Below are 18,721 nucleotides of genomic sequence, written 5' to 3'. Positions count from 1 at the left end.
ATTTGCGTACACTCGGGAGTATGTGCCGCCGCTCGCCCGGGGCACGCGAGAGCTCGACAGGAAGGCCCTACTCATGCCGAAGAAAAACAGCCGCGACCCGCAAGGCGAGAGCCCGGGCCGGTTCAAGGGACGCGATCAGCACGGATGGTCACCGGACGTGGACGAGACCTCCCAACAGGACAACCCCAGCGCACATCGCTCCTTCCACCCGGACCGCTACGCCCCCGATTCCGACGCGCGCCGCGAGCCCTCCGCCGAGGACAAGAAGCGGTCGACCGAGGGCACACCGGTCGAGAGCCGCTCCCGGCGCGGCGAGGACCAGGCAAGGAAATCCAAGAGCGAGGGCATGCACGACACCGGCCCGAAGGGGCGCACGCGGCGCCCCAGCGGAAGCAGGGACGCCACCGCCCACACCGGGGTCGACCCCCAGGACGCACGGGACCGCAAGGACTCGCAGAACTGACCATCGGACGTGGCCGTCATGGCTCACTCTCACCCGACATCTCACTCGACTCGAACAGCGAAGGAGTCCGTCATGGAAACAAGCGCGACCGCACCCTCGGCGCACACCGGCAGAAACGGCGCGGTGAAGGGAAAGACGGATATCGCGGACGCGGTGGTATCCACCATCGCCGGTATAGCGGCCCGGGAGACGCCCGGCGTGTACGCGATGGGTGGGGGTGTGTCCAGGACCCTCGGTGCCATGCGCGACAAGGTCGGCCGCTCGGACGACCCCGCCAGGGGCGTGAAGGTCGAAGTCGGCGAGAAGCAGGCGGCGATCGACCTCGACATCGTCGTCGAGTACGGGACACCGATCGAAGAAGCCGCCGACAACATCCGCTCCAACGTCACCGACGCGGTGGAAAGAATGACGGGGCGGGAGGTCGTGGAAACCAACGTGAGCGTTCTCGACGTACACGTACCCGGCATGGACGACGAGGAGGACAGATCACGGGAGCCCGCCCGCGCACGGTGATGACCCGGCCCGCGAGGGTCCGTCACCCTTCGTGGAGACGAAGGCGCCCGCTGGGCAGCAGAGACCGCATTCTTCAGAGGAAATGCTATGGACACCAGCACCAAGGCGACTCTGGCCGCGGGCGTCGCGGCGGGTTATGTCGTCGGACGCACAAAGAACGGGAAGCTCGCCCTCGGCCTTCTGTCCGTCGTAGCGGGCCGGAGTCTGGATCCCTTGTCCCTGATCGGCCAGGGAATCAGGAAACTCGCCGAAAGTCCCCAGTTCGGTCAGCTCAGCGAGCAGGTTCGGGGCGAGTTGCTGACTTCCGGGCGTTCCGCTTTGTCAGGAATGACGAACCGAGGTGTCGCATCGGTCACTGATGCCCTCCAGCAGCGGACGCGCTCCTTGCTGGAAAGCGAAGCGGACAGTGAGGCGGAGGACGAGGAACCCGACGAGGAGTCCTACGAAGATTCCGCGCCGGAGGAACCCGAGGAAGAGGAGGAAGAAGAAGAGCAGGAAGAGGAGGAGGAGGAAGAAGAGCCTCCCCGGCGCACCCGGCGCCGACCGACGAGGCAGGCGCCTGCGGAGAAACCCACGGACAGGAAGCCGGGGCCGAAGAATCCGCCGGCCAAGAAGGCCATGGAGAAGAAGGCGGCGGACCGGAAGGCGGCAAAGGACAAGGCACCGGGGCGGAGTGCGGCGAAGAAGCCTCCCGCCGGCCGGGGCAGGCGGAGGTGAACCGCGATGGCCAAGACGGATGAACGCCCGGGAACCGACGTCGCTTCCCCGCTCCAGGAACTGCGCACGGAACTCGGCAATTACGTCGGAGCGCGAGCCCAGCGCATCGTGGGCTCGGCCGTCGGCAAACTGACGGATCTCGCCGATCCCACGGACTCCGGGAAGGGCGGCGGAGGCGTGCTCGCCCTCGGCAAACGTGTCCTCGGCGGTGGATCGCCGGTGAAGGATCTTCTCTCCCAGGGCCTCACGGGCGCCAAGGACAAGGTCGTTTCCGGCGCCAAGGAGGCGCTGGGCGGGGGCGGGGGGAAAGCGGGCGACACGAAGACCACCAATATCGTCGAGGTCATCGACATAGGGCTGCCACTGCGCAGTGTGTATGACCAGTGGACGCAGTTCGAGGATTTCAGTTCGTTCACCAAAGGAGTGCGCAGCGTCAATATGTCCGATGAGATCGAATCGGACTGGAAGCTCAAGGTCGGCCCCTCCAACCGGAGTTGGAAGGCCAGCGTGCAGGAGCAGGTGCCGGACGAGCGGATCGTCTGGACCTCGGAGGGCGCCAAGGGCACCACCCACGGAGCCGTGAGTTTCCACGAGTTGACCCCGGACCTGACGCGCGTCGTCGTGGTGGTCGAGTACTACGCTTCGGGATTCTTCGAGAAGACGGGCAACATCTGGCGAGCTCAAGGGCGTCGGCTCCGGCTGGACCTGAAGCATTTCCAGCGCTACGTGACTCTCGCCGACGAAGACGCCGACGGCTGGCGTGGTGAGATCCGCGACGGCGAAGTCGTCCGCACCCACGAAGAAGCCCTCGAAGACGAGGAACGGGAAGCGGAAGCGGAAGCGGACGAGGCCGAGGACGCGGCCGAAGACGAAGACGGCGAAGACGAAGACGAAGACGAATAGATGGTGACGGGTTCCGGTATGCCGTCGCGGGTCATGTGGGGGGCGATGTCAGAGGCTCCCATACGGACACGACCCTCAGGTCGATGCCACTGATGGCGAGGCCGAGCTCTCGCACACCGGCGTACGCGACGGCCCGGCGGACCGCGGTCGCCCGAGCGGGGAGGGGCTGGTCGAGAGTCATGGCGAGGGTCATGGTGACGATCACGTGGGTACCGCCGCCGACGGGGCCGATGCGGCAGCTCGCGGCGCGCACTCCGGGGACGCGGTCAGCGGCTCCGCGCAGGACCTTCGCCGCCGCGGTCTCCGCGATCCACAGTCCTTGCGCGGGATCGTCCAAGGGCAGCAGTCGGCCGAGCCGCACCTCGGCGCGTACCGCGCGCATGATCCGCCGGGCGACCGAGTGAGCGCCGAGGTGTTCCGCACGCAGTGTGCGGGTGGTGTTGTCCAGGGCTGCCAGACCCTCGACCGCCTGCCGGCAGAACGGGCAGTCGGCCGTGTGGGCGTCGTTCTGGTCGAGGGGGGCGCGGGCCTGCTGCCAGACATGGCCCACCAGTCGCCCGCACGGCAGCCGCTCGTCCCCGACGAGTTCCGCGGCGTCGACGTCCTGGTGCGAGGCCGCCGGCTCGTCGCACGGGCATGTGGCACGGGGGTCGTCTAGCGCCATGAGGACATCTCCTTCATCAGGGTGCGCCGTGCCCGGAAGAGCCTGCCGCGAACGGTCTGTTCGCTCTCCCCCAGGACCTGTGCGACGTCCTGGTACGACAGTCCGTGCAGCTCACGCAAGATCCAGCAGGCACGCTGGCCGGACTGGAGACGGTGGAGCGCCTGGACCAACGCCGCCGTGGCGGCCGCGCTTTCGGCGGCACGGGCGGGTTCCCCACCGGCGTCGTGGGCCGCCGGTTCGGGAACGGCGTCCAAGGACACCGAAGGCGCGCGCCCGCGCAGGACATTGAGGCATCGATTCGTGACGATGCGGTACATCCATGTATGGAACGTCGCGTCCCCGCGGAACTCCGGCAGCCGCCGCCAGGCGCTGATGAAGGCGTCCTGTACGACCTCCTCGGCGTCCGGGACGTTGCGCAGCATGTGGTAAGCCAGCGCCAGCAGTGGTGCGCTGTGGCGGTGGACCAGCTCGGCGAACGCGTCATCGTCCCCTTCGGCGGACCGGGCCACCAGCAGGCCGTCGTCCAGGCCGGCCAGGTCGTCGCCCGGATCACCGATCCCCTCGGCCGCAGGCGCTTCGGGCCTGGTGGCCGGGCTCGGAGCTGCGCGGCGCGGTGGTGTGCGTCTTCCCTGTTTCGCATCCACTGTCGCTTCCCAGGCGATCGCTCTCGTGGGCCGCGTGGCCTCTCCCGCCCCCGGTGGGCCCGACGACGCGGTCAGGTCGGACGCCCCTCCTTTGAGCGTACGCCCGACGCACAGAACGAATAAGTGTGACGATTTCGGATTTTCTGTGTCCAACCTTGTGAGGGACCTTGGAGTGATCCACGATCTCCCCTCTCCCCCTGGCGTGCGGCCCCGAGCGGTGCGCGGGAAGAGGCCACGACGTGAGGAAAGGCGCAAACGATGAACACGACCATGGCGGGACTCATGACCGGCCTGGCGCTGGGGTTCGCCGGCTACTTCGGCGGCTTCGGGGCTTTCATAGTCGTGGCGGTCCTGGGCCTGGTGGGCCTGATCGCCGGCTACCTGGCGCGCGGCGATGTGCATGTCACCGACTACGTACCCACCCGGAGCGGTGAGGGGCGCCGAGAGCCACTGGACCGTCCCCGGAGCACTTACGGCGCCACCCCCCGCGGCACGTACGGCACCGGCACCACCCCCCGCACCGAGTACAGGACGCGGGTGCGGTGAGCGACACCGTCGAGGCGCGCTTGCGGCAGCACCCGTCCGCTCCCCCTGTCGGCTCAATCCCACTGGTCGGACGCATACGCCGCGGCCCCGCAGGAGCGCGGGCCATTCCGGCTGGAGGGAGACGTCCGCCGCTCACGGAATGAAGTCGTCGGTCAACGCCATGGCGGAGACGGGGCGCCTGCTGCGGATGCGGTGCGCCGGATAACGATGAGACTTGCCGTATGGCAGAACAACCCCGAACGCGGCCAAGATCCACATCAACCGCGGCTCGTCGGCATGCCTCGCCCGGACACGGGCCGGAAGGCGCCGCACGTGCCGCGCGCGAGCGGCTGGAGAGCCTGATCAGCCACCGTACGGAAGGTGTGTCGGGTGTACGGCGTACCGACGACGGCTGGTGTGTTGTCGTCGACGTTCTGGAGCTCGCCCGGATTCCGGACACCACGAGTCTGCTGGCTTCTTACGAGGTGCACGTGGATCAGGACGGCGAACTCCTCGAGTACCGCCGGGTCCGCCGCTATCGAAGAGGCGCCGCCGACGAGTGAGCGCGGCAAGCCGACCCGCTGACGAGAGGACGCCCCCCATGAGAACGACCACCTACTCCGACGAGGTCGCGTGCGTACCGCGCGCGGGCACGCTGTACGACACGCTCGAACTCATCCTGGACCGGGGCATGGTGATCGACGTCTTCATCAGGGTCTCCCTGGTCGGCATCGAGATCCTCAAGATCGATGCCCGGATCGTCGTGGCGAGCGTCGACACGTACCTCCGGTTCGCCGAGGCGTGCAACCGGCTGGATCTGGAGCTCGACTCGCGCAGTACGACGGTCCCGGAACTGTTCGGTGGCGGGGCCGCGAAGGCTGTCGGCAAGCGCAAGGTGAAGAAGGCGGCCGAGTCGGTGGGAGACAAAGTGCGCCACGCGGTCGGCGCCGGCGACGACGACGAGGACTACGACGATGCCGAGGAGACCAGGCCGCGGCGGCGCGTCCCCGCCCGTACCGGCATGCGCCGTCGTTCCGCGGAGGACTGACCGGTGACAGGCGACGGTGTGTACGTCTACGCGATCGTCGGGGCGGAGCGGCGCGCCCCCCGAGGAGCCGCAGGAGTGGGAAGCCCGCCGCTTCCCCTTCGTGTCCTCGTGGAGGGGCGGCTCGGGGCGGTGGTCAGTGACGCCCCGCCGAAACTGCGTGCGCGGCGCCGCGACCTGCTCGCCCACCAGGATCTCCTGCTGCGGCTCAGCGCCGGAGGACCGTCTCTCCCGATGCGGTTCGGCATGGTCGCACCGGACGAGGCCGCGGTCCGTGCGCAGTTGGCGGCGGCCGAGGACCGTCACCTCACGGCTCTGGAACGGATCGCCGGACGGGTCGAGGTGAACCTCAAGGCGTTCGCCCCGTCCGACGCGCTGGCCTCTCTCGTCCGGGAGGACAGGAACGTCCAGAGGCTTCATGAAGCCGCACGACGACGTCCCGGTTACGAGGCGAATCTGCGCCTGGGTGAAGCGGTGGTCACGGCGCTCTCGCGCAGGGCCGCGGAGGCGGGACGGGACGCCGTGCGGGAGCTGACGCCCCTGGCCCACGCTGTCGCCGCGGGACCTGAGGTCCCCGGGTGTGTGCTCAATATGTCCTTCCTTGTCGACCGAGCGGCCGACGGCCGGTTCCGGGCCGCGGCGCGGGGCTTCGCCGCGGGTCGACAGGACCGGGTGGAACTGCGTGTCGCGGGACCGCTGCCCTGCTACAGCTTCGTCGAGGCCGACGGCCCCTTCGCGGGCGCGGGAGCGTGACATGGGTCTGATCAGCGGACTCCTCCTCTTCCCGCTGGCCCCGGTGCGCGGAGTGTCGTGGATCGCCGACCAGCTCATGGACGCCGCCGACCGTCAGATTCACGACCCCGCTCTGATTCGCGCGCAACTCAGCGTGCTGAACAAGGAGTTCGAAGATGGATATCTCAGCCTCGAAGAATTCGAGGAGGCAGAGGAACGGCTGCTCGACCGACTGGACGAAGCGGGAGCCGGACCGGGCGAACGATCGAGGGTGGTGCACTCATGGATGAGAGAACCAAGGTAACGCTGGCCGCCGCGGTCGCGGCCGGCTATGTGCTGGGCCGCACCAGGAAGGGACGGCTCGCCCTGACCGCTGTGACCTATCTGGCGGGCAGGCGCTTCGGCCTCGAACCGCGACAGCTCGTCGCCGAGGGGGTACGGCGCCTCGGCCAGGTACCCCAGGTGGCGGAGCTTCAGGAGCAGCTGCGCACCGAGGGCCTCGAAGCGGCTCGTAACGCGCTGACGGCCGTCGCCGGCCGGAACCTGGGCTCTCTCGCGGACGCGATCAGTGAACGCACGCTCGGCCTCGGCGCCAAGGGCGAGGAGCCGGAGGACGAGTACGAGGAAGATCCCGAAGAGCCCGAGGCGGAGGACGAGTACGAGGAAGAGCCCGAGGCGGAGTACGAGGAGGAAGAAGAGGAGGAGGAAGAGGAAGAGCCGGAGGAGGAGGCACCGCCCAGGCATCGCCGACGGGGCGCCCGTGAATCCGCCAGGCCCGCTTCCTCCGGGCAGCGCAAGTCCGTCGGGGCGGCCCAGAAGTCGGCGTCCGCCGGCCGGGACAGGGCCAGGAAGGCAGCCACGTCCAAACGTGCCGCCTCCGCCGAGAAGGCCGCGGCACCCGCCAAGAAGGCGGCCCCGGTCAAGAAAGCGGCCCCGGCCAAGAGGGCTGCCCCTGCCAAGAAGGCTGTCGCGAAGAAGGCGGCCACGAAGCCCCACACGCGCGCCGATCGCCGGAGGTAGTCCGACATGACCAGGGCAACACAGGACACCTCCGATTCCGGGGATTCGCCTCTCGGGCGCGTGCGCGAGGAGATCTCGAACTATGTCGGTGCCCAAGTGGCGTGCCTGGCCGAGAAGGCCGCCGACAAACTGACGGACGTCACCGGTCAGCTCGCCGACGTCGCGAAGAACGGCGGAACGCTGCCGGCGATCGGTTCCCGTCTCCTCCAGGGTGAATCACCGCTCAAGGCGATCCTCTCGGAGAAGGTGAAGGGCGTGAAGGACAGCGTCCTGGGCAAGGCCAAGGAGGCCCTCGGCGGTGGCAGCGGGGGACGCACGTCCGGAGACACCAAGGTGACGAACATCATCGAAGTGCTCGATGTGGGTGTGCCTCTCCGTACGGCCTATGACCACTGGACGCAGTACGACAAGTTCAGCGGCTTCACCAAAGGCGTACGCGATGTGTCGCAGAGCGATGAGGTGACGAGCGACTGGAAGACCAAGGTCGGTCCCTCGACCCGCGCTTTCAAAGCGACAGTTCAGGAGCAGGTGCCCGACGAGCGCATCGTATGGACCTCGGAAGGCGCCAAGGGCACCACCCGGGGAGCGGTCAGCTTCCACGAGCTGGCACCGGCACTGACCCGGATCGTCATTGTCGTCGAGTACTACCCGTCCGGCTTCTTCGAGAAGACCGGAAACCTGTGGCGTGCGCAGGGACGGCGTCTGCGTCTGGATCTCAAACACTTCCAGCGCTACGTCACACTCACCGACGAAGAGCCCGAGGACGCGTGGCGGGGCGAGATCCGTGACGGCGAGGTCGTTCGCACCCACGAAGAGGTGATGGAAGAGGAAGAGGCCGCACAGGACGAGGAGGACGGCGACTGGACGTACGAGGACGAAGAAGAGGACGAGGACGAGGACGAAGAGGAGCCGGATGAGGACGAGGAAGAGGAAGAGGCACGGTGACCTCCGTCGACTTCAGACACGACGGCGCCCCCGCCCACGGCACGAGCACCACCAACCTCGCCGACATCCTCGAACGCGTCCTCGACAAAGGCATCGTCATCGCCGGCGACATCAAGATCGACCTGCTCGACATCGAACTGCTGACCATCCGGCTACGACTGTTCGTCGCGTCCGTGGAGACCGCCAAAAAGGCCGGCATCGACTGGTGGGAGACCGACCCGGCTCTCAGCTCACGCGCCGCGCGCTCGGCCCTCCAGGACGAGAACGACGAACTCCGCGCCCGCCTGGAAGCCCTCGAATCCAGTCTCGAACCGGCCCCGCCCTCAACGCCCGCCAAGGAGAGGCGAGGGACATGACCGCCCCCGGACCCACGCTTCAGAACCACACCGCCACCTACGTGTTCGCCGTCTGCGCGCACATCGACCACCACGCACTCGCGACGCTCCCCGGACTCGGCGAGAACTCCCCGGTGCGGCCCCTGTCCCTCGGCGCGCTCACGGCCGTCGTGCAGCATGTCGAGGCCGCGCGCTTCAGCGAGGACGCCTGGCGCGAACGCCTCTCGGACCAGGGGGAACTGGAGCGCTGCGCCCGTGCTCATCACCACGTCGTTTCCGCGGTCGCGGCGCGTGGAGCGACGGTACCCCTTCCGCTGGCCACGCTCTACCGGAGTGACGAGCGAGCCCGGCACGGCCTTCGGCAGGACGCCGAACGCCTCCACACCGCGCTGCGCCGTATCGAGGGGCGCGTCGAGTGGGGAGTGAAGGTGTACGCGCCGCCAACACCCCGACCCGCCGCCGCACAGACGCCCGCGCCCGCGCTATCGCCCTCGCCCTCGTCCTCGTCCTCGTCCTCGTCCGTAGGAGCGGGCCGTGGCCGTCCGTCCTCCGGCGACGGCCGGGCCTACCTGGACCGCAAGCGAGGCATCCAGAAGCGGCGCGAACAGCACCATGACGAAGCACTGCGCGCCGCCGAGACGGTGGACACGGCGATGCGCACCGTGGCCGCGGCATCCCGGCAGCTGCGGACACACGCTCAGGAACCGCTGGAGCCGCGCAGGACGCAAGTGCTCAACGCCGCCTACCTGGTGGACGAGAAGCGGTACGACGACGTCGCCCGTACGGTCACGGCACTCCGCCGTTCGACCGGCATGGACATCGAGATGTCCGGACCCTGGGTGCCCTACTCCTTCGTCGGCGAGGTATGAGGATGACGACGCGTGAGCCCGTCCCCTGGGCCACTCCGGAGCCGCTGACCGGTCCCATCGGAGTGCCTCTTGTCGATCTCCTGGACCGGGTACTGGCGACGGGCGTGGTCGTGAGCGGCGACCTCGTCATCGCGATCGCGGACGTCCCGTTGGTCAGACTGTCGCTGCACGCCCTGCTCTCCTCGGTGAGCGAACGCGTTCCCGCTCCCTGGGCGGACGGAGGACCACTGTGACCAGTACGCGCATCGACGTGGACCGCGATCAGATGGGACGCGATCTGGTCGCCCTGGTCCTGACCATCGTGGAACTCCTGCGTCAGCTCATGGAACGTCAGGCGATCCGCCGGGTCGAGCAGGGCGATCTCTCCGACGAGCAGGTCGACCGCATCGGTACCACGCTCATGCTGCTCGACGAACGCATGAATGAACTCTGCGAACAACACGGGCTCAGCATGGAAGACCTCAATCTGGATCTCGGCCCCTTGGGAACACTGCTGCCCCGCGACTGACACCGCTACAGGCCGTCGCCATCGTCGTCCACCGCCGGCAGCCGGCCGGGCCGGCCCGTTCGGCGGAACGACCCTGCGTGAGTTCGGCTACAGCAAGACGGTCAGACTGCCCTCCGGGATGAGGCCGGTCCCGCGCTGGACCGCCGTCGACGAGGTCCTCACCTGACAGCCGTGCCGCTGCCGGACGAGGCGACCGGCCACCTGGACACACTGGAAGGCTTCCGGCACACGGCCTAGCTCCGCGGTGCCAGGCTGCGCAGGACGCAGAACTCGTTGCCCTCCGGGTCTGCCATGACCACCCAGCTCCGGTCCGGGCCCTGGCCCACATCCGCCGTGGTGGCGCCGAGGCCGAGCAGTCTGGTCACCTCGTCCTCCGTGCTGCCGTCGATCGGGCTGACATCGAGGTGAAGCCGGTTCTTCGCGGTCCTGCCCTCGGGCACCTGGATGAACTGCACGGTGGGCGGCATCTGGCGGGCCCGGACCTCCTCGACGGTCGGCACCCAGGAGCCGATCTCGACCCTGCCTTCGCTCCGGTCGATCACCGTGAAGTCCAGCACGTCGCACCAGAAGGCCGCGAGCCTCTCCGGGTCGTGGCAGTCAACGGCCAACTCGGTGAACCTGCTTGTCATGCTTCCCCCAGGCAGTACGGACGAGGGCTCAGGGTACAGCGGCGGCGCGGGCACGCTCGCCTACGCTTGCTGTTTCATCCAACGCACTGCGACAAGGATCAGCACATGCGCGGCAGCACCAGGATCCGCCTGATCGAGCCCACCGACGCCGCCCCGATAGCCGCGCATCGGGTGCGGGACTTCGAGGCTTTCCGGCCGTGGGAACCGGCCCAGCCGGCCGACTTCTTCACGCCGAAGGGCCAGGCGGAGCGGATCGACGGCCTGCTGGCCGGATACCGGGCCGGCTCGGTCTGGCCGGGCGTGGTGCTCGCCGGTGACCAGGTGATCGGGCAGATCACCGTCGGAGGCATCCTGCCGCAGCCGCACCTGCGCCGCGGCTCCGTCGGATACTGGATCGCCGGCGTCGCCCAGAATCAGGGGCACGCAGGACACGCCGTCGGGCTCGTACTCCGGGTGATGACGGACGAACTCGGGCTGCACCGCGCCGAGGCGTCCACGAATCTGGAGAACGTGCCCTCGCAGCGGGTGCTGCGCCGCAACGGCTTCAGCCCGTACGGTGTCGCGCATTCCTCGATCTTTCTCGACGGGAGCTGGCGGGACGGGCTGCTGTGGGAGCGGATTCTCGGCGACTGACCGACCAGTCGCCTGGTGACCCCGGCCGGTGGTCGGCCTCCCGGCCCGAGGCTCCCCCCTCATGGTGTGGCCCCGCGCGGCGTCCTCCACGCGGGGCCACGGTCATGGGCGGCCCGTCAGGATGTGGGTCAGGGAGTGATACGCAACGCGTCCACCATTCCCACGGATGTACTGCGGTTCACGATCCTGATCGTGTGCGAGCCACGAGCGAGATCCTGTTTCTGCCACACGACCTGCTGGACCTGTCTCGCGCCGTCGGCTCTGAGATTCACCGTGGCCTGGAGGACGTTGTCGAGATAGACGTCGACCGTCCCCATGTCGCCGTTGCGTTCGGACAGATACTGGATACCGGTGCCGGTGAAGGTGTACGACGCGACCGCGTCCACCGTGGTGCTGTGGTGGGTGTCGTCGTTGAAGTCGCCGTAACCGCGGCTGTTCGTGAGGTGCCAGTTGCTGTCGTACGTCAGCGCGGTGTTGTTCACCATCGGATCGACGGTCGCGTTCGACCCCAGTGTGGAGCTGGTGCCCGCCAGGGACTTCATGCCCTGGTTCGCGGTGCCGGTGAGCTGCGTCTGGCTGTAGGAGCTGAGCGGTTTGGCGGTCCGCTCGACGACGTACACCTGGTTCGCCCCGGTGTTGAAGGTGATCTCGGCGCTGCTGGACGTCGTCACAATGGCGTTGTCGGAGGTCCTGCGGACCCTGACCTCCTGGGTCCCCCACGGATTGACGACACGGGCCGCGTTGCCGAACTGGCTCTTCAGTCCGACGTACTTGACCTCGCCGGCCTCCCTCTCCGAGCTGACCATGAATCCGCCCTTGGCCAGCAGGCTGAATTTGCCGACGAAGGTGGAATCGGTGGGCACGGCGGGAAAGACCCGGATCTTGTCGTTGTACGACTGGAGCAGAGACTCGTTCGTCGCGGCCAGATGTACGCCGAGATATTCGAAGACGCCGTTGGTGTTGCTGGTCATGCCGTTCGGGTAGTTCTGGTACTTCTGCAGCATGGTCTTCAGACCCTGGAGCGTCTGGTTTCCGAGCCCGAGTCTGGCGGCCTGGATCGCGTCGTTGGCCCATACGTTTCCGTACGGGAACGGCCTGGCGTTCCAGGTGTTGATCGCCTTCTGCTGGTCGGGATAGCCGATACCGGTGAGGTCGTACGGCCAGATCAGTTCGGCCGCGACGTTCTCGTTGTTACGCGTCTGCGCGATCGGGGGCGTGTGCGGCAGATAGGTGTTCGCGTTCGTGTCGGAGGGATACGCGATCAGGTTGTCCAGGATGTTCTGCCACTGCGGCCGCAGCGAGGCGTCCAGGCCCAGCTGGTTGCTCGCCTTGATGGCGAGCGGGAACAGGGTGCGTACGGCCGCCAGGTCGGTGATCGCGTTCGGCACGTTCCAGTACGTCTCGTGCGCGTGGGACGTGGCCACGTAGTACTTGCCGGTCGAGCTGTTGAACGACAGCTTCGCCTGGTAGAACTTGGCGACCTCGCGCATGAACGGATAGGCCGTGTTCCGCAGGTAGTTGGCGTCGTTCGTGTACGTGTACTGGAGGTACATGTTGTACGCGGCCTCTGTGCCGGTCGACCATATGTTGTTGGTGAAGTCGCTGTTGACCGTGCCGCGCGCGTTGCCGTCCCAGCCCATCGTCTCCGGCACCCAGATGCCGTCCACGTTGTACCGGGTCCTGGTGTATGCCTTCAGCGCGTCGAAATTGCGGCTGTAGAGGTTGTTGAACCCGTTCATGAGATCGGCGTGGTTGGAGGCCAGGAACGAGTTGTAGATGTCCCGTTGATTCCAGTACCAGTACGCGTTGCTCCATTTCGTGGCGTCCCCGGTGGCCCGGAAGACGCCGTTGATGAAGTGGGCGGGATAGTTCCCGTATCCGGCCGCCGCGATCATGTAGGTGGAGAGGTAGTAGACGTTCTCCATGTAGTCCGCTTCGCGGGACCCGTTGGAGTACTGGACGAACGACTTCTGCCAGAACGCGTGCCACCAGTTGAGGTAGCTGTTGTTGGTGCTGGTGTATCCGGCGGCCGTGACCTCCGCGAGCGCGCGCTTGGCCTCGGCGACCGAGTTGTGGCTCGGGGCGTTGAGTCGGCTGCTCGCGGTGAACCAGATGGTGTAGCTGGAGTCCGGTGTGATCGAGAGCCGCACCTTGCGGCCGTCGACGACGCGCGCGGTGTACGCGGCGCCCTCCACGGTCGCGCCGAGTGTGTAGCCGAAGTTCTGCGGGTCCGCCTGGCCGCGGCTGAGTCCGGCGCCGGTGGAGTCCGCGTACGTGGTCACCGTCCGCCAGGTGTCGATGTTCGGCACATCGCCGCTGTTGCCGAGCCCGGCGACGTCCCACAGGCTCAGATCCAGGTTGATCGCGGAGACCCCGGAGCGGGTGTCCTCCACATGGATGCCCATGACCTCCGAGTTGGGCTTGCCCATCACCGTGACGGTGCGGTTGTTGTCGTACGTGGTGGTGAGGGTGCCGTCGTAGAGGGAGAGTCGCTGCTGGAAGGTGGAGTAGCCGCTGTCCATCGCCGGGGTGGTGGACAGGTTGACCAGCCCGGCGCCGAAGGCGGTCTGCTGCGAGGTGTCCACACCGGACACCTGCATGTTGAAGCCGTTGTTCTGCCAGGCCATCGCGCCGGTACGGCCGTTGCCGACCGTGAGACCGTGCTTGGGCTCGGTGGTCGGCCGGTTGTAGACGATGTCGTGCTTGGACAGGTACTTCGCGTAGTCCACGTTCAGCGCGCCGGTCGAGGAGTTGAAGGCGGCGTCGGTGGGCGAGGCCACGGCCGGTGAGCCGCCCGACAGGCCGCTCACGGTGCAGACGAGGACGAGCAGCGCGCCCAGCAGGCGTGCGGCGCGTGTTCTCCCGCGTCCGTTCGTGCGTCCGTTCCCGCGTCCGTTCGTGCGTGCGTGCATGCATTCGTGTGTGTATCTCATACGTGCGGCCGGACTCGCTGATCGGCCGGATCTCGCGGTGGTCACTGAGCATCACTCCCACGGGCGGTCATGGAGCCGGGACGGCTGATGCCGGGCCCGGTGAAGGTGTAGCTGTCGAGGTCGAGAATGGCGCCGGAGCCGCCGGTGAAGACCACGAAGAGATCACGCGGCTGCTCCACGGCGTTCGTGACGTCCACGTTCACCTCGGTGTACGTCTCCCAGCCGCCGGTGTTGGGCACGGTCACCCGCCCGACCACGGGGCCGGTGACGGAGTCGTACCGGAAGGTCGCCACGTTCCCCGCCTTGTCGGAGGAGACGCGGGCTCTGATGCCGGTGACGCCCTTGAGGCTCACCGGGTGGTACTTGACCCACTCGTTGTTCTGCACGTCGCCCAGGCGTTTGCCGCCCTCGGCGCCGGCGGCCGTGATGACCTGGGGTCCGGAGAGTTGCGCGAAGTGCTCCGCCTGCCACTTCTTGGGCCAGAGGCTGAGCTCCTTCTCTCCGGTCAGCGGTACGGTGCCGCTGGCGCCTTTGTCCGTGTAGCTGGCCCGCACCACGTAGAACTGCGTGGCGTCCAGGCCGGAGTGGATCGGTCCGGTGTTGAAGGTCGTGGAGCATCCGGTGCCTTCGGCGACCTCGTGCGCGTGCTCCTGGTGGCCGAGGGCGATCCGTACGATCACCTTCGAGCAGTCGATCGGGCCGGACGAGCCGTCCTCGGGGTCGGTCGCCGACGCGGTGACGGTGACGTTCTCGTTCCACTCGAACGCGCCGCCCGCCGGTGGCTGCGAGATCGTCAGCGTGGGGCGACTGTTGCCGACCACGACCGGGATCGTCGCGGTGCCGGTGCGGCCGGTGCCGTCGCTGACCGTGAGTCTCGCCTGGAAGCTGCCGTTCGACGGATAGGTGAAGGACGGGTTGGCGGCCGTGGAATCGGTGCTTCCGTTGTCGGTGAAGTCCCACGCGTAGCTGAGCGGGTTGTTGTCCGGGTCGCTGCTGCCGGCGCTGGAGAACATCACGGCCAGCGGCGCGAGTCCGTTGTCCTTGTTCACGGAGGCCTTGGCGAGGGGCGACCGGCCGCCCTGGACATAGTTGATCTTGTAGAGGCCGGCGTCCTCGGCGCCCGAGAAGTAGCCGCTGCCGTATTCGAGGAGATACAGCGAGCCGTCCGGCCCGAACTCCATGTCGATCGGGTGGACGAACTTCATACCGTCCAGGACCGGCTCGATCGCCGTCGGCGTACCGGTGGACGCGTTGCCGTTGCTGAACTGCACTTCCTTGATCCAGTTACGGCAGTACTCGGAGATCAGCAGCTTGTTGTCGTAGTACTGAGGCCACTTGACGTCGGAGTTGAGGTTCGCGTCGTAGTGGTAGACCTCGGCGTGGTTGGGCGAACCGCAGCCGCCGGGGTTGTCGAGCTGCGGCCACTCCTTGCTGCCGCCGTGCTGCTCCCACACCAACGACGCCTTGGTGGGCGGCAGTTGCTGGATGCCGGTGTTGCGCGGGGAGTTGTTGACCGGGCCGGTGCCGCCGCCGCAGGGGAACCAGCCGCGCGGCTGGTTGGCCGCGAAGTCCCAGTCGTTGTATGCCACGTCGGGGCCGCCGCAGTACGGCCAGCCGTAGTTGCCGGGGCCGGTCGCCCGGTTGAACTCGTCGTACGCCGCCGGGCCGCGCGCGGGGATGGTCGCTCCGGCGTCGGGGCCGACCTCGCCCCAGTACAGGGTGTTGTTCGCCTTCTTGTCGACCCAGAGGCGGTACGGGTTGCGCACGCCCATCACATAGACCTCGGGACGGGTGCCCGCGGTGCCCTTGGCGAAGAGGTTGCCGTCGGGGACCGTGTACGTGCCGTTGTCCTCCGGGTGGATACGGTTGATCTTGCCGCGCAGATCGTTCGCGTTGCCCGAGGTGCGCTGGGCGTCGAACTGCGCGTGCCGCGACGGGCGTTCGTCGATCGGGGCCATGCCCTGCGCGTCGCCGCCGGAGTTGGTGTTGTCGCCGACCGCGAAGTAGAGGTTGCCCGCCGTGTCCCACGACATGGAGCCGGCCGAGTGGCAGCACATCTCACGTTCGGTCGGCCACTCGATGATCATGTCTTCGCTGGACGGGGCGATGGTGTTGGTGCTCTGGCTGAAGGTGAACCGGGAGATCCGGTTCACCAGCGGGGTGCTCTTGGGCGAGTAGAACAGCATCACCCAGCCGGTGGTGGCGAACTTCGGGTGCAGCGTGATGCCGATCAGCCCGTCCTCGAAGCGGGCGTCCAGGGGGATGGTCAGCGCGACCGTCGTGGACTTGGTGACGGGGTTGTAGAGGCGGACCTGGCCGCCCGCGGCGCTGGTGCCGCGGTTGATGTAGAGGACCTTGCCGTCGGGCAGTACGGCGAGCTCGATCGGCTCGCCCATGCCGAGACCGCCGTCGAGCTTGACCCTCTCGAAACCGCTGGTGGGCGGCGGGGCGGCGGCCTTGCGGTCGGTGGTCGTCGCGAAGGTGGCCGCGGGTCTCCCGCCGGTCTCCGGGTCGGCTGCCACGGCACCGGGCGCGAGCAGAAGCGCGGTCAGGGTCAACAGGGCGGTCAGGCAGGCGACAGCGCGCGGCAACACGGAACCTCCAGGGGCCGATCGCGGGGTGGGGGCGCCCCGACGGCCCGGGGCGCGACAGGCGTGCTGTCACGCCCCAGGTCGTCCGGGCGGGTCGATCGAGTGGTGACTGGTTACTGACTGGTGCCGTACACGGCCAGGTCCCAGAGGGAGTAGCCGTACTGCGTCGCGCGTGTGGTGCCCTGGACCCGTACGTACCGCCCGGTGCCGCTCACGGCGATCTCGTCGAGACCCCCGTTGCCCGCCGTGACCGTACTGACGGTGCGCCAGGTGACGTTGTCCGTGGACGTCTGGACCGTGTACGCCGTGGCGTGCGCGGTCTCCCAGTTGAGCCGGACCCGCTGGAGCGTATGGACGCCGCCGAGGTCGACGGTGATCGACTGCGGGTCGGAGTACGCGCTGCCCCAGCGGGTGGTGGAGTCGCCGTCCACCGCGTTGGCACCCACGTGCGTGCTGCCGGGCTCGACGCTGGTGACCGTGACGGGCTTGCCCCGCGCCAGATCGGTGGCCGGTGCGCCGTCCTGCTTGATGCGGACGTTGCGGTAGTTGATGTCCAGGCCCGCACCGTCGTTCTGGAGGCCTATGTGACCGAGGGCGATGTCACGGTTGCTGGTGTAGTCGTTGATCTTGACGCCGTTGAGCCAGATCTCGACGTGCCGGCCGTGCACCGCGATCTCGTAACTGTTCCAGGTCCCGGGCGGGTTGAGCGCCGCCGCCCGCGCCGCCGTGTCGGGAGCCCGGAAGCTGTAGACGCTCCCGGTGGTACGGGTCGGGTCGCCGTCGGACGCGTCGATCTGGATCTCGTGGCCGAGGTCGACCGGCTTCCAGGGGTCGCCCTGCGGGTCGGGGAAGCCGATGAAGACGCCGCCGTTGTCGTCGCCCGGCATCATCCAGTCGGCCTTGAGCGAGTAGTTGGCGAAGGGGGTCACCGGATACCAGAGCAGGCCCATGCCACCGACCGAGGAGAGCGTGCCGTCGGCGAGGCTGAAACTGCCCGCGCCCGCCTGCCGCCACGTGTCGAGGCTGGCCTGGCTGCCGTCGAACAGCGGCGTGTAGCCGGTCTCCGGACGGCAGTCGGCGGCCTTGGCGCGGGCCGCGGTCTGAATGCCGCCGAGAAGCATGGTGGTGAAGGCGGGGTCCGCGTACGACTCCTCGGTGTGGCCGAGCCCGGTGTACCAGGACCGTCCGCCCCGGTAGTCCTGGCACCAGGTGATCGGATGATCGCCCATGGTGCCTCCGGAGTACGACGTCTCGTCCAGGCTGGCGAGCACCTTCACCGCCGAGCGCGGATTGGCGCGGTAGTTGTACCACTCGTCGGTACGGGTCCAGCGCTGCGGCAGATGCGAGGTGGAGACGGACGCGCGGTCCTCGACCTTGACGGTGGCCGGCTGGGTGGCGGGGTGTGAGGCGAAGTACGCGCCGACGAGGCCGCCGTACCAGGGCCAGTCGTACTCGGTGTCGGCCGCGGCGTGCACACCGACGTAACCGCCGCCGTTCGCGACGTACGACTCGAAGGCGGTCTGCTGCGTGGGGTTCAGCACGTCACCGGTGGTGGAGAGCCAGATCACCGCCTGGTACTGCGCCAGGTTGGCGGCGGTGAACACCCCGGCGTCCTCCGAGGCGGTCACGGTGAACCCGTTGGCCGCGCCGAGTTTCTGGACGGCGGCGATCCCGGCCGGTATGGCCGAGTGCCGGAATCCGGCGGTCTTGGAGAAGACCAGCACCTTGGTGAGGGGCGCGGCAGCACCGGCCGTGGCGGAGGGCCGGGCCTGGGCGTCGGCCCCGGTTCGGGCCACGGCCGGGTCGGCGGTCGACGCGGGCGCCGCCTCGGCGGGCGGGGCCTGCGGTGCGGCGACGAGCGACATGGCCGCCAGTACGAGCGCGATCAGGGCACGGGACACAGTGCGCACTATCCGGTCCTCTCTCGGGGCGCGCGAGGGCGCTGGCTGAGCGAAGCGGTGAGGTACGACGAGGCGGCGGCGTCGTCAGGCGTAGTGAACATCGGAGGTCTAGGAGGGTCAAGGGTCGGCGCTGAACTATCCGAAGATTAGT

The 18,721-nt window shown here is 68.1% G+C and carries 22 protein-coding genes; 16 read left to right on the top strand and 6 right to left on the bottom strand.

What is annotated here, in order from left to right:
- Positions 1–73: 73 nt before the first annotated feature.
- From CU044_RS10990 to CU044_RS10975, 4 genes are all read left to right on the top strand, one after another.
- Positions 74–463 (top strand): hypothetical protein, encoded by a 390-nt coding sequence (locus CU044_RS10990; protein WP_129768326.1) that lies wholly within the window; start codon positions 74–76, stop codon positions 461–463.
- A gap of 72 nt (positions 464–535) precedes the next feature.
- The gene (locus tag CU044_RS10985; protein ID WP_129768325.1) at positions 536–976 is read left to right on the top strand and encodes an Asp23/Gls24 family envelope stress response protein; all 441 of its coding nucleotides are present in this window, start codon (positions 536–538) and stop codon (positions 974–976) included.
- Between the two features lie 87 nt (positions 977–1,063).
- Positions 1,064–1,693 carry a hypothetical protein gene (locus CU044_RS38480; protein ID WP_165371851.1) on the top strand — a complete coding sequence of 210 codons (630 nt, stop codon included), beginning with the start codon at positions 1,064–1,066 and terminating at the stop codon, positions 1,691–1,693.
- 6 nt (positions 1,694–1,699) lie between these two features.
- Positions 1,700–2,596 carry an SRPBCC family protein gene (locus CU044_RS10975; RefSeq protein ID WP_129768323.1) on the top strand — a complete coding sequence of 299 codons (897 nt, stop codon included), beginning with the start codon at positions 1,700–1,702 and terminating at the stop codon, positions 2,594–2,596.
- A gap of 31 nt (positions 2,597–2,627) precedes the next feature.
- Here CU044_RS10975 and CU044_RS10970 read toward each other — a convergent pair whose 3' ends face one another.
- Entirely contained in the window at positions 2,628–3,260 is a 633-nt protein-coding gene (locus CU044_RS10970) for a hypothetical protein (RefSeq protein WP_129768322.1), read from the bottom strand.
- Positions 3,251–3,787, bottom strand: coding sequence for a sigma-70 family RNA polymerase sigma factor (locus tag CU044_RS10965; RefSeq protein ID WP_129768530.1), 537 nt, complete (start codon positions 3,785–3,787; stop codon positions 3,251–3,253). The genes CU044_RS10970 and CU044_RS10965 overlap by 10 nt, the downstream gene beginning before the upstream one ends.
- Positions 3,788–4,162: 375 nt before the next feature.
- On the opposite strand from CU044_RS10965, the gene CU044_RS10960 reads away from it, so the two are divergent.
- The 11 genes from CU044_RS10960 (at position 4,163) to CU044_RS10910 (ending at position 9,883) form a co-directional block, all read left to right on the top strand.
- A complete protein-coding gene (locus CU044_RS10960; RefSeq protein ID WP_129768321.1) occupies positions 4,163–4,450 on the top strand; it encodes a hypothetical protein in 288 nt (95 codons plus the stop codon).
- Positions 4,451–4,671: 221 nt separating this feature from the next.
- Positions 4,672–4,992 (top strand): gas vesicle protein, encoded by a 321-nt coding sequence (locus CU044_RS10955; protein WP_129768320.1) that lies wholly within the window; start codon positions 4,672–4,674, stop codon positions 4,990–4,992.
- A 38-nt stretch (positions 4,993–5,030) separates the two neighbouring features.
- Positions 5,031–5,477: a gas vesicle protein GvpJ gene (gene gvpJ, locus CU044_RS10950; protein WP_129768319.1), complete on the top strand. Its 447-nt coding sequence runs from the start codon at positions 5,031–5,033 to the stop codon at positions 5,475–5,477.
- Between the two features lie 3 nt (positions 5,478–5,480).
- Complete coding sequence (locus CU044_RS10945; protein ID WP_129768318.1) at positions 5,481–6,227, top strand: GvpL/GvpF family gas vesicle protein; 747 nt, start codon at positions 5,481–5,483, stop codon at positions 6,225–6,227.
- 1 nt (position 6,228) lies between these two features.
- Complete coding sequence (locus tag CU044_RS10940) at positions 6,229–6,510, top strand: gas vesicle protein GvpG (RefSeq protein ID WP_129768317.1); 282 nt, start codon at positions 6,229–6,231, stop codon at positions 6,508–6,510.
- Positions 6,489–7,226: a histone protein gene (locus CU044_RS10935; protein ID WP_129768316.1), complete on the top strand. Its 738-nt coding sequence runs from the start codon at positions 6,489–6,491 to the stop codon at positions 7,224–7,226. The genes CU044_RS10940 and CU044_RS10935 overlap by 22 nt, the downstream gene beginning before the upstream one ends.
- 6 nt (positions 7,227–7,232) lie before the next feature.
- Positions 7,233–8,171, top strand: coding sequence for an SRPBCC family protein (locus tag CU044_RS10930; RefSeq protein WP_129768315.1), 939 nt, complete (start codon positions 7,233–7,235; stop codon positions 8,169–8,171).
- Complete coding sequence (locus CU044_RS10925) at positions 8,168–8,527, top strand: gas vesicle protein (RefSeq protein ID WP_129768314.1); 360 nt, start codon at positions 8,168–8,170, stop codon at positions 8,525–8,527. The genes CU044_RS10930 and CU044_RS10925 overlap by 4 nt, the downstream gene beginning before the upstream one ends.
- The gene (locus CU044_RS10920; RefSeq protein ID WP_129768313.1) at positions 8,524–9,375 is read left to right on the top strand and encodes a GvpL/GvpF family gas vesicle protein; all 852 of its coding nucleotides are present in this window, start codon (positions 8,524–8,526) and stop codon (positions 9,373–9,375) included. Before CU044_RS10925 ends, CU044_RS10920 begins: the two co-directional genes overlap by 4 nt.
- Before the next feature lie 2 nt (positions 9,376–9,377).
- On the top strand, positions 9,378–9,608 hold the full coding sequence (locus CU044_RS10915) for a gas vesicle protein (RefSeq protein WP_129768312.1): 231 nt from the start codon (positions 9,378–9,380) through the stop codon (positions 9,606–9,608).
- On the top strand, positions 9,605–9,883 hold the full coding sequence (locus CU044_RS10910; RefSeq protein ID WP_129768311.1) for a gas vesicle protein K: 279 nt from the start codon (positions 9,605–9,607) through the stop codon (positions 9,881–9,883). Before CU044_RS10915 ends, CU044_RS10910 begins: the two co-directional genes overlap by 4 nt.
- A 233-nt stretch (positions 9,884–10,116) precedes the next feature.
- Here CU044_RS10910 and CU044_RS10905 read toward each other — a convergent pair whose 3' ends face one another.
- Positions 10,117–10,512 (bottom strand): VOC family protein, encoded by a 396-nt coding sequence (locus CU044_RS10905; protein WP_129768310.1) that lies wholly within the window; start codon positions 10,510–10,512, stop codon positions 10,117–10,119.
- A 105-nt stretch (positions 10,513–10,617) separates the two neighbouring features.
- Between CU044_RS10905 and CU044_RS10900 the strand changes: the two genes are divergently transcribed.
- The gene (locus CU044_RS10900) at positions 10,618–11,145 is read left to right on the top strand and encodes a GNAT family protein (RefSeq protein ID WP_129768309.1); all 528 of its coding nucleotides are present in this window, start codon (positions 10,618–10,620) and stop codon (positions 11,143–11,145) included.
- A gap of 128 nt (positions 11,146–11,273) precedes the next feature.
- On the opposite strand, the gene CU044_RS10895 is transcribed toward CU044_RS10900, so the two are convergent.
- From CU044_RS10895 to CU044_RS10885, 3 genes are all read right to left on the bottom strand, one after another.
- Positions 11,274–14,057: a glycoside hydrolase family 95-like protein gene (locus CU044_RS10895; RefSeq protein ID WP_193563927.1), complete on the bottom strand. Its 2,784-nt coding sequence runs from the start codon at positions 14,055–14,057 to the stop codon at positions 11,274–11,276.
- A 62-nt stretch (positions 14,058–14,119) separates the two neighbouring features.
- Complete coding sequence (locus CU044_RS10890; protein ID WP_129768308.1) at positions 14,120–16,672, bottom strand: PQQ-dependent sugar dehydrogenase; 2,553 nt, start codon at positions 16,670–16,672, stop codon at positions 14,120–14,122.
- A gap of 110 nt (positions 16,673–16,782) precedes the next feature.
- On the bottom strand, positions 16,783–18,534 hold the full coding sequence (locus CU044_RS10885; RefSeq protein ID WP_240045509.1) for a ThuA domain-containing protein: 1,752 nt from the start codon (positions 18,532–18,534) through the stop codon (positions 16,783–16,785).
- Positions 18,535–18,721 lie beyond the last annotated feature (187 nt).

This window comes from Streptomyces sp. L-9-10, assembly GCF_004151105.1.
In the GTDB taxonomy this organism is placed as follows: domain Bacteria; phylum Actinomycetota; class Actinomycetes; order Streptomycetales; family Streptomycetaceae; genus Streptomyces.
The sequence above is the reverse complement of the archived record's forward strand: the minus strand, read 5'-3'. Positions and strand labels throughout refer to the sequence as shown.